Origin of the sequence: Pseudomonas sp. PI1 (assembly GCF_000812405.1) — a bacterium.
In the GTDB taxonomy this organism is placed as follows: domain Bacteria; phylum Pseudomonadota; class Gammaproteobacteria; order Pseudomonadales; family Pseudomonadaceae; genus Pseudomonas; species Pseudomonas citronellolis.
The window spans coordinates 1-15,931 of record NZ_JWMC01000072.1; the positions used below are offsets into that span (position 1 = coordinate 1).

General features: G+C 68.9%; 13 protein-coding genes. 5 read left to right on the top strand and 8 right to left on the bottom strand.

The features are described from left to right. The first annotated feature begins 106 nt into the window (after positions 1-106). From RN02_RS23075 to RN02_RS23090, 4 genes are all read left to right on the top strand, one after another. Positions 107-640, top strand: a complete 534-nt coding sequence (locus tag RN02_RS23075; RefSeq protein WP_043317159.1) for a cytochrome b — start codon at positions 107-109, stop codon at positions 638-640. Between the two features lie 193 nt (positions 641-833). Next, positions 834-1,601 (top strand): SDR family oxidoreductase, encoded by a 768-nt coding sequence (locus RN02_RS23080; RefSeq protein WP_043317161.1) that lies wholly within the window; start codon positions 834-836, stop codon positions 1,599-1,601. Positions 1,602-1,879: 278 nt separating this feature from the next. Then, the gene (locus RN02_RS23085) at positions 1,880-3,697 is read left to right on the top strand and encodes a DUF1302 domain-containing protein (protein WP_009622292.1); all 1,818 of its coding nucleotides are present in this window, start codon (positions 1,880-1,882) and stop codon (positions 3,695-3,697) included. A gap of 17 nt (positions 3,698-3,714) precedes the next feature. Next, positions 3,715-5,079 carry a DUF1329 domain-containing protein gene (locus RN02_RS23090; RefSeq protein ID WP_043317163.1) on the top strand — a complete coding sequence of 455 codons (1,365 nt, stop codon included), beginning with the start codon at positions 3,715-3,717 and terminating at the stop codon, positions 5,077-5,079. A gap of 923 nt (positions 5,080-6,002) precedes the next feature. On the opposite strand, the gene RN02_RS23095 is transcribed toward RN02_RS23090, so the two are convergent. The 7 genes from RN02_RS23095 to RN02_RS23125 form a co-directional block, all read right to left on the bottom strand. Continuing rightward, positions 6,003-7,430, bottom strand: coding sequence for a DUF1254 domain-containing protein (locus RN02_RS23095; protein ID WP_043317165.1), 1,428 nt, complete (start codon positions 7,428-7,430; stop codon positions 6,003-6,005). A 49-nt stretch (positions 7,431-7,479) separates the two neighbouring features. Beyond that, positions 7,480-8,427, bottom strand: coding sequence for a SphA family protein (locus RN02_RS23100; protein ID WP_043317167.1), 948 nt, complete (start codon positions 8,425-8,427; stop codon positions 7,480-7,482). 12 nt (positions 8,428-8,439) lie between these two features. After that, complete coding sequence (locus tag RN02_RS23105; RefSeq protein ID WP_236695217.1) at positions 8,440-9,966, bottom strand: DUF1254 domain-containing protein; 1,527 nt, start codon at positions 9,964-9,966, stop codon at positions 8,440-8,442. 64 nt (positions 9,967-10,030) lie between these two features. Beyond that, positions 10,031-10,855 (bottom strand): SDR family NAD(P)-dependent oxidoreductase, encoded by an 825-nt coding sequence (locus RN02_RS23110; protein WP_043271634.1) that lies wholly within the window; start codon positions 10,853-10,855, stop codon positions 10,031-10,033. Further along, on the bottom strand, positions 10,852-11,892 hold the full coding sequence (locus RN02_RS23115; protein WP_052267807.1) for an NAD-dependent epimerase/dehydratase family protein: 1,041 nt from the start codon (positions 11,890-11,892) through the stop codon (positions 10,852-10,854). Before RN02_RS23115 ends, RN02_RS23110 begins: the two co-directional genes overlap by 4 nt. 1 nt (position 11,893) lies before the next feature. After that, positions 11,894-12,427, bottom strand: a complete 534-nt coding sequence (locus tag RN02_RS23120; RefSeq protein WP_051879015.1) for a 2,4'-dihydroxyacetophenone dioxygenase family protein — start codon at positions 12,425-12,427, stop codon at positions 11,894-11,896. An 85-nt stretch (positions 12,428-12,512) separates the two neighbouring features. After that, positions 12,513-14,117: an arylsulfatase gene (locus RN02_RS23125; RefSeq protein ID WP_081884661.1), complete on the bottom strand. Its 1,605-nt coding sequence runs from the start codon at positions 14,115-14,117 to the stop codon at positions 12,513-12,515. A 142-nt stretch (positions 14,118-14,259) separates the two neighbouring features. Here RN02_RS23125 and RN02_RS23130 point away from each other — a divergent pair, with 142 nt between their 5' ends. After that, a complete protein-coding gene (locus tag RN02_RS23130) occupies positions 14,260-15,189 on the top strand; it encodes an AraC family transcriptional regulator ligand-binding domain-containing protein (protein ID WP_052267808.1) in 930 nt (309 codons plus the stop codon). Between the two features lie 4 nt (positions 15,190-15,193). Here the strand turns inward: RN02_RS23130 and RN02_RS23135 are convergent, their stop codons facing one another. Further along, entirely contained in the window at positions 15,194-15,904 is a 711-nt protein-coding gene (locus tag RN02_RS23135; RefSeq protein WP_052267809.1) for a Crp/Fnr family transcriptional regulator, read from the bottom strand. Positions 15,905-15,931 lie beyond the last annotated feature (27 nt).

Here is a 15,931-nt window from a genome sequence, read left to right on the forward strand (position 1 = left end):
CCCCCCATAACACCCACCCCCTTCGGTTACCCTCCCCGGCTCCCACGAAAAAACGACCCGCCCCAAGCCCCCTCGGCAAGGCCGGCGTCCGCAAAGAGGAACCCCCGTGACCCAAGCCCGCTACACCCCCGCCCAGATCACCCTGCACTGGCTCAGCGCCCTCCTGGTGCTGGCCATCATCGCCCTGCCCTACGGCAAGGACCTGTTCGCCGGCCTGCTCGGCGGCGTCGGCGGGGTGTTCACCCTGCACAAGTCCCTGGGCCTGACCGTCCTGGCCCTGACCGTCACACGCCTGCTGGTCCGCGCCCGCCATGGCGCGCCGCAGCTGCTGCCGGCCGACGAGCGCCTCAAGCTGCTGGCCGCCAAGGCCGGCCATGCCCTGCTCTATGCGCTGCTGATCCTCATGCCGCTCACCGGCCTGCTGTTCGGCAAGCGTCCGGTGAACCTGTTCTGGCTCGTGGAAATCCCGCCGCTGCCGCTGTCCGATGCCGCGCGCGAGGCGGCCAAGGCCTTCCACGTCACCGCCCAGTACCTGCTCTTCGCCCTCATCCTCGGCCACGCCGCCGCGGCCATCTGGCACCACCACGTGCGCCGCGACGGCGTGCTGCGCGCCATGCTGCCGGCCCGCGAACAGGCCTGAGGCGCCACCCGGGGCCGGCTCGCCACGCGCCGGCCCCATCATCCCCATTCATCATCCTGATCGCACTTCCGGGCGATACCGCCGCTCCGCCCCGCTGCCTATCCTCGCCTGGCCGGCCCCGCCCCTAGACGCGCCTCCTGATCCGACCGGGGGCGGTGGCCGGCCCCTTTCGCAACCGTTCCCGGAGCAGCCCATGTCCACACCCGCCCCCTTCGACCTCAGCGGCAAGGTCGCCTTCGTTTCCGGCGCCAGCCGCGGCATCGGCGAAGCCATCGCCCACCTGCTGGCCCGCCAGGGCGCCCAGGTCATCGTATCCAGCCGCCGGCTGGAGGGCTGCCAGGCGGTGGCCGAGGCCATCCAGGCCGCCGGCGGCAAGGCCAGCGCCGTGGCCTGCCACATCGGCGAGCCGGAGCAGATCCAGGCCACCTTCGCCTGGATCCGCGAACGCTTCGGGCGCCTCGACATTCTGGTCAACAACGCCGCCACCAACCCGCAGTACGGCAACGTGCTGGACACCGACGTCGCCGCCTTCCAGAAGACCGTGGACGTCAACATTCGCGGCTACTTCTACATGTCGGTGGAAGCCGGCAAGCTGATGCAGGCGCAAGGCGGCGGCAGCATCGTCAACGTCGCCTCGGTGAACGGCATCAGCCCCGGCGAGCTGCAGGGCATCTACTCGGTGACCAAGGCCGCGGTGATCAGCATGACCAAGGTCTTCGCCAAGGAATGCGCGCCCTTCGGCATCCGCTGCAACGCGCTGCTGCCGGGGCCCACCGACACCAAGTTCGCCGCCGCCCTGGTGCAGAACCAGGCGGTGCTCGACGGCATCCTGCAGCGGGTGCCGCTCAAGCGCGTGGCCAACCCCGAGGAAATGGCCGGCGCCGTGCTCTACCTGGCCAGCGACGCCTCCAGCTACACCACCGGCATCAGCCTGGCGGTGGACGGCGGCTACCTCATCTGATCCGCGCGCCTGCGGGCGCCCTTCTGACCTCCTGACGCACCGGGCCCTGGCCCGGCGCGCGCGTTGCCCCGCGAAATTCCTTCAGACAACTCCCACATCTCACCGAGCCAGTGAATGAAGGACCATTCAGCGTATTGCTGGACCCCGCTGGAACCCGCGCCACAGCACGACTCATACCTTCTTCCGATGCGCCACTCGTACTTTCGCGCGCTTATCCGCCCCCGGCGCTCCACATAGCTTGTGCCTGCAGTCTTCCACCCCCTGCACTGGAGCGTTTCATGAGAACAATAACAAGACCTGGATTCTTCCAACCGCAGCTGCTCGCGCTGGCCGTCGCCCTGGGCGTGGCCGCCCCTGCCAAGGCGGTCAACTTCAATATCGGCGAGATCGAGGGGCAGTTCGATTCCTCCCTGTCCCTGGGCGCCAGCTGGAGTACCCAGAGCCCCCACCAGGACTTCATCGGCTACAACAACGGCGGCAACATCGCCACCCACACCACCGACGACGGCCGCGTGAACTTCGAGAAGGGCGAGACCTTCTCCAAGCTGTTCAAGGGCATCCACGACCTGGAGCTGAAATACGGCGACACCGGCCTGTTCGTGCGCGGCAAGTACTGGTACGACTTCGAGCTCAAGGACGAGAGCCGGCCGTTCAAGGACATCAGCGACGACGGCCGCGACAAGGGCGCCCGCTCCTCCGGCGCGCAGCTGCTCGATGCCTTCGTCTACCACAACTACGACATCAAGAACCTGCCGGGCAGCGTGCGCCTGGGCAAGCAGGTGGTGAGCTGGGGCGAGAGCACCTTCATCCCCAACAGCATCAACAGCATCAACCCCATCGACGTTTCCGCCATCCGCCGCCCCGGCGCCGAGATCAAGGAAGCGCTGCTGCCGGTGAACATGTTCTACCTGTCGCAGAGCGTGACCGACAGCCTGTCCGTCGAGGGTTTCTACCAGCTCAAGTGGGAGAAGACGGTACTGGACAACTGCGGCACCTTCTTCGGCACCGACGTAGTCCCCCACGGCTGCAACCTGAACAACGCCAACAACGCCGCGCCCGGCTTCGGCTCGCTGATGGCGCAGTTCGAGCCCATCGCCGCGGCCGCAGGCCAGGGCTTCATCGCCAACGACGAAGGGGTGATCCTGCCGCGCAGCGGCGACCGCGAGCCGGGCGACAGCGGCCAGTGGGGCCTGGCCCTGCGCTGGATGACCGACGACGTCGAGTACGGCGCCTACGCCATGAACTACCACAGCCGCAACCCCTACTACAGCAGCCAGACCGCCAACGGCGCCACCCTGGCCTCGCTGGGGCGCATCCTGGCCGCCACCGGCGCCGCCTGCGGTGGCCGCCCGGGTTGCTCCTCGGTGGTCCAGGGCATGGCCCTGAGCACCGTGCTGGGCAACAGCAACTACTTCATCGAGTACCCCGAGGACATCCGCCTCTACGGCCTGAGCTTCGCCACCAGCCTGCCCACCGGCACCGCCTGGAACGGCGAGATCAGCTACCGGCCGAACATGCCGCTGCAGATCAACACCCCGGACGTCTCCCTGGCGGTGCTCAACCCGATCGCGGCGACCAGCTCGCCGACCATGCCCAACGTGCCCGGCGGCATCAACCGCGGCTACGAACGCAAGCCGATGACCCAGGTGCAGACCACCTTCACCCACTTCTTCGAACAGGTGATGGGCGCCGACCGCCTGACCCTGGTGGGCGAACTGGGCCTGACCCAGCTGAGCGACCTGGAACCCACCAGTTCCATGCGCTACGGCCGCTCCCCCGAGTACGGCCAGTGGGCGCCGGGCAACACCCACGGCTTCTACACCAACACCTCCTGGGGCTACCGCGCCCGCGGCATCCTCGACTACGGCAACGCCATCGCCGGCATCAACCTGAAGCCGAACATCGCCTGGTCCCACGACGTGGAAGGCTACGGCCCGACCTTCAACGAAGGCGCCAAGGCCATCAGCCTCGGCCTGGATGCCGACTACCGCAACACCTACACCGCCAGCCTGTCGTACACCAACTTCTTCGGCGGCGACTACAACACCCTGATCGACCGCGATTTCCTCGCGTTCAGTGTCGGCGTGAACTTCTGATCCGCGAGGACTCAACGATGAACAAAGCACTACGAGTGATCGGCGCATTCACCCTGTCCCTGCTGGCCGGCAGCGTGCTGGCCGCGGTGTCGCCGGACGAAGCCGCCAAGCTGGGCACCAGCCTCACCCCGCTGGGCGCGGAAAAGGCCGGCAACGCCGACGGCAGCATCCCGGCCTGGACCGGCGGCCTGGCGCAGAACGCCGCCGCGGTGGATGCCAAGGGCTTCCCCGGCAACCCCTTCGCCGGCGAGAAGCCGCTGTTCACCATCACCGCGCAGAACGTCGAGCAGTACAAGGCCAAGCTGTCCGAAGGCCAGCTGGCGATGTTCAAGCGCTACCCCGACTACAAGATGAACGTCTACCCGAGCCACCGCAGCACCGTGGTCCCGGACTTCATCTACCAGGCGGCCAAGACCAGCGCGCTGAAGACCAGCCTGGTGCAGGGCGGCAACGGCCTGCAGGGCTTCGCCGACAGCCGCTGGGTGGCCTTCCCGATTCCCAAGGACGGCCTGGAAGTGGTGTGGAACCACATCACCCGCTTCCGCGGCGTGAACATCCTGCGCGCCTCGGTCACCGCCGCGCCGCAGACCAGCGGCAGCTTCACCGCCATCCGCTACGAGGAAGACCTGGCGGTGCCCAAGGGCATGGCCGACCTGGACGCCAAGGACGCGGAGAACCTCCTGTACTACTACAAGTCGCGGGTGACCGAGCCGGCACGCCTGGCCGGCAACGTGCTGCTGGTGCACGACTCCCTGGACCAGGTGAAGGAACCGCGCATGGCCTGGCAGTACAACGCCGGCCAGCGCCGCGTGCGCCGCGCCCCGCAGGTGGCCTACGACAGCCCGACCACCGAGGTGGACGGCCTGCGCACCTCCGACGGCCTGGACATGTACAACGGCGCGCCCAACCGCTACGACTGGAAGCTGGTGGGCAAGAAGGAAATCTACATCCCCTACAACAACTACGAGCTGGCCTCGCCCAAGCACAAGTACGACGAGATCCTCAAGGCCGGCCACATCAACCAGGACCTGGCGCGCTACGAGCTGCACCGCGTCTGGGTGGTGGAAGCCAACCTGAAGCAGGGCGAGCGGCACATCTACGCCAAGCGCCGCTTCTACGTCGACGAGGACTCCTGGAGCATCGCCCTGTCCGACCAGTACGACGGCCGCGGCCAGCTGTGGCGCGTAGGCGAGGCCATGCTGACCCAGGACTACAAGCAGCAGGTGCCCTGGTACGCCCTGGAGTCCCTGTATGACCTGATCTCCGGCCGTTACGCGGTCAGCGGCATGATGAACCAGGAGAAGAGCTGGATCCGCTTCGGCGAACCCTCCTCCGCCGCCAAATTCACCCCGGCTGCCCTGCGCAGCGACGGGGTTCGCTGAGCAGCAGCACCTGTGGTTTTGGGCGACCTTCGGGTCGCCATTTTTTTTGCGGTCCGGGCCACCCGAACCATGGCGCCTCCAGTGCTCTTCGTAGAAGCGGACCTTGTCCGCGATAGCCGGAACCACCGGCGCGGTTCGCGGATAAGATCCGCTCCTGCGCACCCCCACCCACGCCATTCCCATGTAGGAGCGCGCCCTGCGCGCGAATCGCGGGCAGGGCCCGCGCCTACAGGTCGCCGGGGGACACGGTATTCCTCCCCCGTAGGAGCGGACCTTGTCCGCGATTAGCCGGAACCTCCGGCGCGATTCGCGGATGAGATCCGCAACGCAACCCCACCCACGCCATTCCAATGTAGGAGCGCGCCCTGCGCGCGAATCGCGGGCAGGGCCCGCTCCTACAGGTTGCCGGGGGACACGGTATTCCTCCCCCCGTAGGAGCGGACCTTGTCCGCGATTAGCCGGATCCTCCGGCGCGATTCGCGGATGAGATCCGCTACGCAACCCCACCTACGCCATTCCGTTGTAGGAGCGCGCCCTGCACGCGAATCGCGGGCAGGGCCCGCTCCTACAGGTCGCCGTGAAGCACGGTATTCCTCCCTGTAAGCTCGCTCCTACGAAAAGACTCGCGGAAGAGCGCCCTCTCCCCAGCCCTCTCCCGCAAGCGGGAGAGGGGGCCGTTCGGAGCGGTCGGATAGTTCAGCGTCAGCCGGCGAGTTCGTAGGGCGCATAACCGTTCGCGGTTATCCGCCGCATCTCGGCGCGGGGCGCAGGACAGTCGCACCTACGCCGCCCCACCCGCGCCATTCCCCTGTAGGAGCGCGCCCTGCGCGCGAAATCGCGGGCAGGGCCCGCTCCTACAGGTCGCCGTAAAGCACGGCATTCCTCTTTGTAGGAGCGGACTCCGTCCGCGATCCGCCGCGCCGCTAGCGGGCGCGGGTCACCTGCGGCAGCGCGTAGCTGCCATCGAGGATGCTGGCGTCCGGCTGGTACAGGCGCAGCAGCAGGTAGAAGTCGCCCTTGGGCGCCGGCAGCCAGTTGGCCTTGCCTGCGCCGGCCGGCTGGGCGTGCTGGATTGGAATGCTGATCGAGCCGTCCGCGGCGACTTGCAGGCCCGGGGTGTCCGAGCCGACCTTGTAGCGGCCGATGGGGTTGTCCACCAGCATCTTGTCGCCGGCGTTGTAGATCGTCAGCGACCAGAACGCCCCCACCGGCGGCGCCTTGGCGAAGGTCAGGCGGTACGGGTTCTCGCCGTTGAGCGGCTTGCCCTGCTCGTCGGTGAAGCGGATCGGGTAGACCGCCTCCTCCGCCAGGTTGCCGCCCAGGTAGGCGCCGGCCATGACCGAGCGGCCCGGGTAGTCGTAGCCGAACTCCTTGACCAGGGCCACGTTCCAGCCATTGCGCAGCACGGTGGAGGTCATGGTGGCCTTGCCGGCCACCAGCGGGCCGTCGGCCAGGGCGCGCTTGAGCCCGCGCAGTTGCTCGGCGGTCAGCTTGCTGCGGTCGAAGCCGTGCTCGGGGGTGAGGCCGATGCGCGCCAGTTGCCCCACCAGCGCCTGGTCCACGGTCTTCATGCGGTTGTGCTGCATGGCGTAGCCCAGGTGGGTGAAGAAGCCCAGTTCGTCGCCATCGATCGACGGCAGCGCCGGCAGGCTTTGCTTCGCCGGCACGTAGCCGGCCTTGCCCAGCTGGCTCAGCGGGCGCAGGTCGAACTGCTTCTGCAGCGCCAGCACCGGCGCCAGGTCCTCGCCCTGGCGGATATGCACGCGGCCCCACAGCCAGACCTTGTCGGTGCTCACCGGCAGCGCCTTGACGCCTTCGGGCAGAGTGCCCTTCCAGCCCGGCGGCACCAGGGCGAAGCGCCCGGCCTGGGTGCCGGTGGCGCGGCGGCCGATGTAGTGCTCCAGGTCGTGGTACATGTCGAAGACGTTGATCACGTAGTAGCGGTCGGCAGTGTCCGGCACGCTCAGCACGTAGGGCTCGTCCAGCTTGACCACCGCGCTCATGTACAGGGTGTCGTTGTTGGCCGTGGGCATGTCCTTGTCCGCCGGGGTGGACAGCGCCGTGGCCCAGCCGATCTGGTTCAGCGGCCCGCGGTAGCTGGTCGGCGGCTTGTTCGCCGGTACGTCGATGTACTCGCGCAGGATCCGCTCCAGGCGCACCAGCGGGTAGCCCCAGGTGTAGGCCATCACCCCCAGGTTGTAGGCGTCGATCTCCTGGGCCTGGGCGACCTTCTGCGGCGTCATCACCAGGCTGACCTGCGGATCGGCATAGCTTGGCGCGGCCAGGCACTGCCCGGCGGCCAGGGCGACGGCCACGCTCAGCGCGGACAGCATCGTGCGTGTGGCTTTCATCATGAACTCCTTGCTCTGGGTTGGAACTGGTGCGGCCCCCGCCTGCGCGTCAGAACGAAGACAGGGGCACGGAAAGCGTCAGGTAGGCGGCGTGGCCCTCCAGGCGGTTGTAGGCGCCCTGCTCCTTGTAGGCCTTCAGGCGCAGCGACCAGGGCCGCGCGCCGGGGAAGTTCCAGGCCAGGGTCGCGCCCAGGGCCCGGGTGCGGCCCCGGAAGGGCCCGAGGCTGGCGCCGCGGCCGCCGTCGCCGGTCAGTTGGCGGTAGTGGTAGCCGAGCAGGCCGGCGGAGAAGCGCGGACCGAAGTGCTGCTCGGCGGCCCACTCCAGGTGCGCCTCGTTGCCGCTGCGGTAGTCGGTGGCGGGGTTGGCGGCGTTGATGGTGACGCCGGCGGCGACGGACAGGTCCAGGCCGATGGCCGGGTCGAACCAGGTCAGCGCGGCGAAGGGGTCGGCGCCCCAGTGGTGGAAGGCGACGTTGGCCAGGGCCTGGTCGTCGTAGTCGCCGGCCGGCACGTTCAGCGCCACCCCGCCCTGCCAGTGGAAGTTGCCGCGGTGCCAGCCGAGGAAGGCCGCCAGCACCGGGTCGCCGTAGGTGTAGTTGGAGGCGTGCACGTCGCTGGCGAAGCGCCCGCCCTGGGGCCCGGTCAGCTCGGCGTCGACGTCGAGGCCGGGCCCGCCCAGGGGCTGGCTCCAGGACAACCCCAGGTTGCTGCCGAGCAGTTGCGCGGGCGTGGACCAGAGCAGCGTCGGCATTTCCAGCCAGGTTTCGACCTGGATGCCGGCCACCACCTTGCCGTTCAGGGGGAAGTCCCGGCTCGCCCCGGCGCTGCCGCTGTAGCGGTAGAGGTCGTTCTGCAGGTACAGCCCCGGCGGCGGCAGCACCCCGGCCATGGGGCCGCGGGAACCGAGCAGGTAGAAGCCGGCGCCGTTCTCCACCGCCCAGCCCTGGCCGGCGCCGAACAGCAGGCAGCCAGCCAGCAGCGAGGATCTACAGCGCATGCCAGGCATCCGTCATGGCAGCAGGTGGCTGCCCATCGCCAGGCCGGCGGGCATGACGCCGGGCGCGGCTGCGGCGGCCGGCTCGTCGATGCGCTCGAAGTCGGGCATCTTGAACTGCTTGTCGAACAGCGCGTCGGTGCCGCCGTAGAAGCGCAGGGCCGGCAGCGGCCGCTTGCCGCCGGTGGGAATCCAGTTGGACTCCAGGCCCTTGGGCGCCTGCGGGCCGACGTAGAGGGTCACGCTGCCGTCGGCGTTCTTCTTCATCTTGTCCAGGCCGTAGGAGTCCAGCGTGGTGCGGTTCTGCGGGGTGTAGATGAAGGCCATGGTGGCGCGGTCGTAGAGGGTCAGCGACCAGAACTGCTTCACCGGCATGTCGGCCGGCACCACCAGCCTGTAGCTGGCGCCCGCCTCCAGCGGCCGGCCCCGGCTGTCGGCCATGGCCATCAGGTAGTAGGCCGCCGGCCGCTCGGGCACCTGCCGCGGCACCAGGGTGCACCAGAAGAACGCCAGGGCGCGGCCATCCACGTCGATGCGCCCGGGGTAGTCGAAGCTGAAGCCGCGGTTGGCGTCCGGCAGCAGCAGCGGCACGTACTGGCGGTCGGGCCAGTAGTAATAGTCCCTGGGCAGTTGGTCGAAGCGCTGCTGCAGGTAGAACCAGACGTCCACCACGGCCTGGCGCATCGCCCGGCGGGTCTTCTCGTCCGGCTGGTAGGGCTTGCCCTGCTCGATGCCCAGCGAGGCCAGCAGGCCGAGCATGTGCTTGTCCTCGGGCTGCACCGGTTCGTAGGTGACGGTGTCGTGGAGCAGTTGGAAATAGCGCTCGTCCTGCGGTAGCAGGGACGAATAGCGCTGGTTCAGCGGGTCGGCGAAACGCTGCTGCGGCGGCCGGGCCGCCTGCGACAGGTAGTACATCTTCAGGCGCCTGGCGTAGGCATAGGCGTCCGCCGCGCTCTTGCCCGGCGCACGCACCGAGCGGAAGGCGAAGACGATCCGCCGCGTCGGCGACACCACCTGGCGGTAGCCGGCCGGCACCGTGCCCTTGAAGTCCGGGCCGGTGAGCAGCAGCTTGTCGCCACGGCCGGCGTCGATTCCGGAGGGGCCGATGTCGGCGATGGTGCGCTGCCAGGCGTCCACCACCTGGCCGTAGAGGCTGCCGTCCGGGCCGGCCGCCGGCACCTCCAGCACCACCGGCTCGCGCCTGAGGTCGGAATAGGCGAACACGTAGGGCGTGGAGCTGTTGGCGGTCCAGGTCTCGAACTTGGGCGTGGCCGTGCCGGACATGGCGACTATGTCGTTGTCCTTGATGCCCAGCCCGCCGAGGGTGGCCTCCCGCCCGCCCTGGGTCTGCACCCTGGGCAGCGACCAGAGCACCGCCTCGAAGGCGCGCTGGTACTTCACCTGGTAGTCGAAGTCGCTCACCGAGGGCTTTTCCCCCGCGGCGGGCTGCCCGCCCACCGGTTCCATGGTGACGGACTCGGCCGCCTGGCCCTGCAGGGCCAGGGCCAGCAACAGCGGCATCATCAGAGTTCTACGCGACATGAAAGGCTCCCCTGGAAATGACGGAAGGGTTGCCGGCCACGGCCCCAGCCGCGGCCGGCGCGGCTCAGCGGCGCTCGGCCTGCAGCGCCTTGGCGAGGGTCTGGTCGGTGAGCCAGCGCATCAGCGAGCTGGTCTTGCGCGCCATGCCCCGCAACAGCCTGGCGCGCAGGCCCGGGGTGATCATGAATTCGCGCTTGCGCAGCCCGGCGAGGATGCCGGCCACGGCTTCCTCCACCGTCAGCACCCCGGCGGTGGCGTTGAGCGCCTCGGTGACCTTGCTGCCATGCTGGCGCTCGTAGGTCAGCAGCGGCGTGGCGATCTCGCCGGGGCACACCACGGAGACGTCGATGCCGCGCGGCTTCTGCTCCAGGCGCAGGACCTCGGCCAGGCCCACCACGCCGAACTTGGAGGCGCAGTAGGCGGCCTGGGTGTAGCCGCCCACGATTCCCGACAGCGAGGCCACCAGCACCAGATGGCTGCCCCGCTGCATGTAGCGCAGCGCGCCGGCGGCGAAGTTGCGGCTGCCGATCAGGTTGATGCGCACCACCAGCTCGAAGGTTTCCGCCGGCAGTTCGGTGAACAGCGCGGTGCGCAGGATGCCGGCGGAATTGAAGGCGAAGTCCGGCGCGCCCAGCCTGGTGGCGGCGGCGTCCACCGCCGCGTCCACCTCGGCGGCCTGGGTGATGTCGACGATGAAGGCCTCGACTTTCTGCTGCGGCTGCCGGCACAGGGCGCGCAGCTCGGCGAGCACGCCCTCCTCCACCCGCAGGTCGAACAGCGCCACGCTGGCGCCCTCGCCCACCAGGGCCTTGGCGACCTGCAGGCCGATGCCGCTGCCGGCGCCGGAAATGAAGGCGACGCGCGGCGCGCCGTGGATCCACTGACTCATGCCTGGCTCCCCAGTCCTGCTGTTGCGCTTGCGGCGCCTGCCGACGCCTGGCGTTGTGTACGGAAATGCTCGGCCAGCTCCGCCATGGCCGCCTCGAAGCTCACCGGCGGCCGGTAGTCGAGCAGGCGCCGGGCCTTGTCGATGGCGAACTCGTTGGGCCCGCCCATCAGGCGGAAGGTCTGCCGCGTCAGGTGCGGGCGCTGCGTCTGCTTGCGCAGGTGCCCCCACCACTCCAGGGCGCTGGCCATGAAGCGCGCCAGCCAGTTCGGCAGGCTTTTCGGCGGCGGCGTCTGCGCGGCCTGGGCCAGGGCCTCCAGGTAGGTCTTCCAGGTCACGCCGAAGCCGTCGGCGGCGATGAACACCTCGCCGTGCACGTACTCCGAGCGCGCGGCGGCGATCAGCAGCGCCACCAGGTTGTTCACGTGCACCAGCCCGGCGTCCCAGTCGCCGGAACCCAGCAGGCAGGGCGCGCCCTCGCGCAGCACCTGCACCAGCGAGTTCACCCAGGGCATGCTGCCGACGCCGAAGACGTTGGCCGGCCGCACGATGGTGCCCTTGAGCCCGCGCGCCACGCCCTCGCGGGTGACGCGCTCCTGTTCCTGCTTGCAGAACTCATAGGCCGACGACGGCACGCCGACCGGACTGTCCTCGCTCAGCCGGCCCTTGGCCAGGGCGCTGGCGAAGGCGCAGACACTGGTGGTCACCACGAAGTGCGCGCCCCAGCCCAGGGCCAGTTCGATGGCCTGCTCGGTGCCCTTGACGGTCACCTCCACGTGGGACTGGGTGCTGCCCCAGTCGCTGACCACCGCGGCCAGGTGGAAGATGGCGTCCACCGGGCCGATCCGCTCGCGCAGTTCGAGCAGCCGGCGCACGTCGCCGACCACCACCCGGACGTTATCGCCCCACTCCGCCGGCACGGCTTCGCCGGGCATCATCAGGGCCACCACGGCCACCTGCTCGGCCAGCAACTGGCGCACCAGGTGACGGCCGATGAAGCCGCCGGCGCCGGTGACGAATGCGCTCTGCAACCGGCTCATCTCACTCACCGAGCACGATCAGCTTGTCGCAGCTCTTGCCTTCGGCCGCGCACAGCGCGCGGTAGACGGCCAGGGCGGTCTTGGCGTCGAGGATGCGGATGACGTCGCCCTTCTCGTCGATGTCGACGTTGCTGCCGAAGATGGCGAACCAGACGTCGGCGATCTCCGTGGCGTCCTCGGCCACGCACAGGGTGTGCAGCGAATGCGCCGGCTCGTAGAGGTAGGAACCGGCCTTGTTCACCTTGTCCGGGTATTCGCGGTAGAACCACTCGCCCTGCAGGGTGACGGCGAACACCGGGCCGGTGTGGTAGTGGGTGTCGACGCCGAAGCCCGGCTTCATGCGGGTGCGGTTGATCCACAGGTTCTGGTTCAGGTCCACGTGCAGCAGCTGGATGGTGGAACCGTCGGGCAGGGCGACCCAGGGCAGGTCGTCCTCCAGCAGCAGGATCGCCTCGCGGGCGTGGTCGCGGGACACCACGGGGGCGTTCTGCATGGCGGCGAAGACTTGCATGGCGGCGGGGCTGAGCTGGCTCATCGGGGGTAAAACTCCGGTCTTGTTGTTCTGCGCGCGACGGGCGCGCGAGGGTAAACCTGGCGGCCGTCGGGCGGCCGCCGGGGGATCATTTTTCGGCCTGTTTGGTGATCTGTTCCTTGAGCTGGTCGAAGCTCAGCGACACGCCCTTCTGCGCCGGCGGGAAGTCCCTGAAGGTCTTCAGGTGCGCGACTATGGCGTCGGTCATCCGGTTGAACAGGTAGGTCTTCTTCTGCAGCAGGTTGGCGCGCGGGCCGGGCGCCTGGTCGTAGCTCTCGAAGGGGTCCTGGCGGATGTTGAACAGCCAGGGCATCTCCAGTGTCGTGGTGCTGCCGTAGTAGCCGTCGCGGGTGTAGAAGTGCGCCTTCCACTGGTCCAGGCGCACGGCCTGCAGGCGGCTCTCGGCGTAGTAGAAGATCTCGTGGCGCGCCGACTGGTCGGTCTTGCCTTCCCAGTAGGCCAGGTTGTCGAGGCCGTCGATGTAGTTCTTCTTCACCACGCCGGTGCCCAGGTCGTCGCCCTTGGCCAGGCGCTCGCGCACGTCGGGCATGCCGGCGGCGGCCGCCAGGGTGGTGAACAGGTCCTCGTGGGACTGGATGCCGTTGAGCTCCTCGCCCGCCGGGATGTGCCCCGGCCAGCGCACCATCATCGGCACGCGCACGCCGCCTTCCCAGGTGGTCATCTTGGTGCTGCGGTACGGGCTGGTGCCGCCGAAGGGGTAGGTCTCGTGCTCCGGGCCGTTGTCGGTGGAGTAGATGACGATGGTGTCCTTGGTGATGCCCAGGTCGTCGAGCTTCTTCAGCACCGTGCCGACGTCCTCGTCATGCTGCAGCATGCCGGCGCAGTGTTCGTCCTCGCCGCTGGTGAACTGCTTGCAGCGCTCCAGGTACTGGTTCGGCGTGTGGGTGAAGACGTGCATGCGCGTGGTGTTGATCCAGGCGAAGAACGGCTTCTTCTGCGCCACGGCCTTGTCCATGAACTTGAACGAAGCCTGGATCAGCTCCTGGTCGACGGTCTCCATGCGCTTGCGCGTCAGCGCGCCGGTGTCCTCGCAGCGCTGCTTGCCCCATTTGCCGAAGCGCGGGTCGTCGCCGGGCGTCTCGCCGTCAGTGGCGTAGCAGTGCAACACGCCGCGCGGGCCATAGCGCTTCTTGAAGCCGGGGTCGGCCGGGTAGTCGACGTCCTCCGGCTCCTCCTCGGTGTTGAGGTGGTAGAGGTTGCCGAAGAACTCGTCGAAGCCGTGCACCGTCGGCAGGTACTCGTTGCGGTCGCCCAGGTGGTTCTTGCCGAACTGGCCGCTGGTGTAGCCCTGGGTCTTGAGCACCTCGGCCAGGGTCACGGTCTGCGGCTTGAGGCCCAGCGGCCCGCCCGGCTGGCTGACGGTGGTCATGCCCGAGCGGATCGGCAGCTGGCCGGTGATGAAGGCGGCGCGCCCGGCGGTGCAGCTGGGCTGGGCGTAGTGGTCGCTGAAGATGGCGCCGCCCTTGGCGATGCTGTCGATGTTCGGCGTGCGGTAACCCATGGCGCCACGGCTGTAGGCGCTGAGGTTCCACATGCCGATGTCGTCACCGAAGATCACCACGATGTTGGGCTTGTCCGCCGCCTGGACGGCGCCGCCCAGTACCGGCAGAGCGAGCAATAGCAGGCGCGTGGCCAGGGTCGCGGCGCGGCGTGGCAGGTATTTGCGGGTCATGTTTCTTATTCTCGGTTTATCATCAACGGCAGGACGTGGCTGGCCGCCGATCGGCAGGGCGGGACAGCACGCTCGAACGGCCACATGAAACGGCAAGAGGACGCTGGCGAACATGCCAGAAAGGGACAAAAACCGAACCAAAGTGGCCACGCCGGTCCAGCCGCGGCACCGCGGCGCCATGGGCCGGGTGCTGGCCCGCTACCTCGGCGAGCACAGCGACGCCGAGGAATTCGACCGGGCGCAGCTGGAGCGCCTCTGGCAGCGCGCGGCGCGCATCGACCCGGCCATCGGCCTGCACCTGTTCAGCCATTTCCTGCCCAGGGAGCGCTTCGTGCTGGTGCCCCTCACCCTGTGCTGCTCCGACGTCGGCGAGGCCCTGCGGCACTGGCAGCGCTTCGCCCGCCTGGGCTCGGACCTCGACCGCCTGCGCATCGTCGAAGCCGCTGGCGAAGTGGTGCTGGAGGTGCAGATACAGGCCTCGGAGAGCCTGCGCCGGCACTACAGCGAACACGCCCTGGCGATGACCATGACGCAGCTGCGCGAAGGTTGCGTCGAACCCGTGCTGCCGCTACGCGCCGAGTTCGCCTACTCGCGGCCGCCCTACCACGCCGAGTACCGGGAGTGGTTCGGGCCGAACCTGCAGTTCGGTTGCGAACGCACCCGCCTGGTCTTCGACAGGAGCGTGCTCAAGGTAGCGATGCGCGGCCACCACCCGGTGCTGGTGGAGCTGATCGTCAGCGGCCTGGAACAGCGCCTGGCGCGCCTGCAGCAGTTCAGCGGGGCCGCCGCGCGGGTGGCGCAGCACGTCCGCGGCGAACTGGAAAGCGGCGCCGCGCCCAGCCTGGAGAGCGCCGCCGCGGCGCTGCACATGACCCCCCGCACCCTGCGCCGGCGCCTGCTGGAGCAGAACCTGGGCTACCGCCAGGTGCTGGCCGCGGTGCGCACGGAGCTCGAGCAATATCTGGAGCTGCAGGGCCTGGACCGCGAACGCATCGCCACCCGCCTCGGCTACGCCGACACCGCCGCCTACCTGCGCGCGCGCAAGCGCTGGCAGGAGTGCCAGGAAGGCTGAAGCCTCATTCCCGGGCCAGCGCCTCCAGCCGACCCCGGTCGAGCACCACGATGCAGCCGTACTTCTGCTCGATAATGCCGTCCTGGCCCCATTTCTTCAGCAACTGGCTGACCCGCTGGCGGGTGCTGCCCAGCAGCAGCGCCAGGGTCTCCTGGGACAGGCGCAGCTCGATGGCCAGCCCGCCATCGGCGTTGGCCGAGCCGAAGGCCGCGGCCAGCGCCAGCAGGCGGCTGGCCAGGCGCTGTTCCAGCGACTGGGTGGAAAAGGCCTCGAAGCCGACCAGCAACGCGCGCAGCATCGAACTCTGCAGGTGCAGCAAAAAGCGCGCGAAGGCGGGATGCCGGCCGATCAGGCTTTCGACGTCCGCCGGGGTGAGCTGCAGCACCAGGGACGGCATGGCCGCCTGGGCATCATGGATGCGCGGCTGGCCATCGAGCAGCGACACCAGGCCGACCCAGCAGCCCGGCTCGTAGAAGTTCAGCACCGCCTCCAGCCCATCCCGGGAAGTGCCGCTCAGGCGCAGCGAGCCCTCCAGCACTATGTACAGCCCATCGGCCCGGTCGCCGCGGCGGAACAGCCGCTGCCCGGCCGCCAGCCGGCGTTGCCGGCCGTGGGCCAGGACCTCGTCGCGCACCTCCGCCGGCAGCAGGGCGAACGAGGGGTTGCCCAGCAGCGTCCGCAGGTGGCTTGCCGATACCTCGGAAGGGGTAGTCATGAGTACTCCTACAGCGTCCTCGCATTG

What these genes read in the sequence shown, in the direction of transcription:
- RN02_RS23080 (WP_043317161.1), top strand. Translation starts at nt 834, where the DNA reads ATGTCCACACCCGCCCCCTTCGACCTCAGCGGCAAGGTCGCCTTCGTT.
- RN02_RS23085 (WP_009622292.1), top strand. Translation starts at nt 1,880, where the DNA reads ATGAGAACAATAACAAGACCTGGATTCTTCCAACCGCAGCTGCTCGCG.
- RN02_RS23090 (WP_043317163.1), top strand. Translation starts at nt 3,715, where the DNA reads ATGAACAAAGCACTACGAGTGATCGGCGCATTCACCCTGTCCCTGCTG.
- RN02_RS23095 (WP_043317165.1), bottom strand. Translation starts at nt 7,430, where the DNA reads ATGAAAGCCACACGCACGATGCTGTCCGCGCTGAGCGTGGCCGTCGCC.
- RN02_RS23100 (WP_043317167.1), bottom strand. Translation starts at nt 8,427, where the DNA reads ATGCGCTGTAGATCCTCGCTGCTGGCTGGCTGCCTGCTGTTCGGCGCC.
- RN02_RS23105 (WP_236695217.1), bottom strand. Translation starts at nt 9,966, where the DNA reads ATGTCGCGTAGAACTCTGATGATGCCGCTGTTGCTGGCCCTGGCCCTG.
- RN02_RS23110 (WP_043271634.1), bottom strand. Translation starts at nt 10,855, where the DNA reads ATGAGTCAGTGGATCCACGGCGCGCCGCGCGTCGCCTTCATTTCCGGC.
- RN02_RS23115 (WP_052267807.1), bottom strand. Translation starts at nt 11,892, where the DNA reads ATGAGCCGGTTGCAGAGCGCATTCGTCACCGGCGCCGGCGGCTTCATC.
- RN02_RS23120 (WP_051879015.1), bottom strand. Translation starts at nt 12,427, where the DNA reads ATGAGCCAGCTCAGCCCCGCCGCCATGCAAGTCTTCGCCGCCATGCAG.
- RN02_RS23125 (WP_081884661.1), bottom strand. Translation starts at nt 14,117, where the DNA reads ATGACCCGCAAATACCTGCCACGCCGCGCCGCGACCCTGGCCACGCGC.
- RN02_RS23135 (WP_052267809.1), bottom strand. Translation starts at nt 15,904, where the DNA reads ATGACTACCCCTTCCGAGGTATCGGCAAGCCACCTGCGGACGCTGCTG.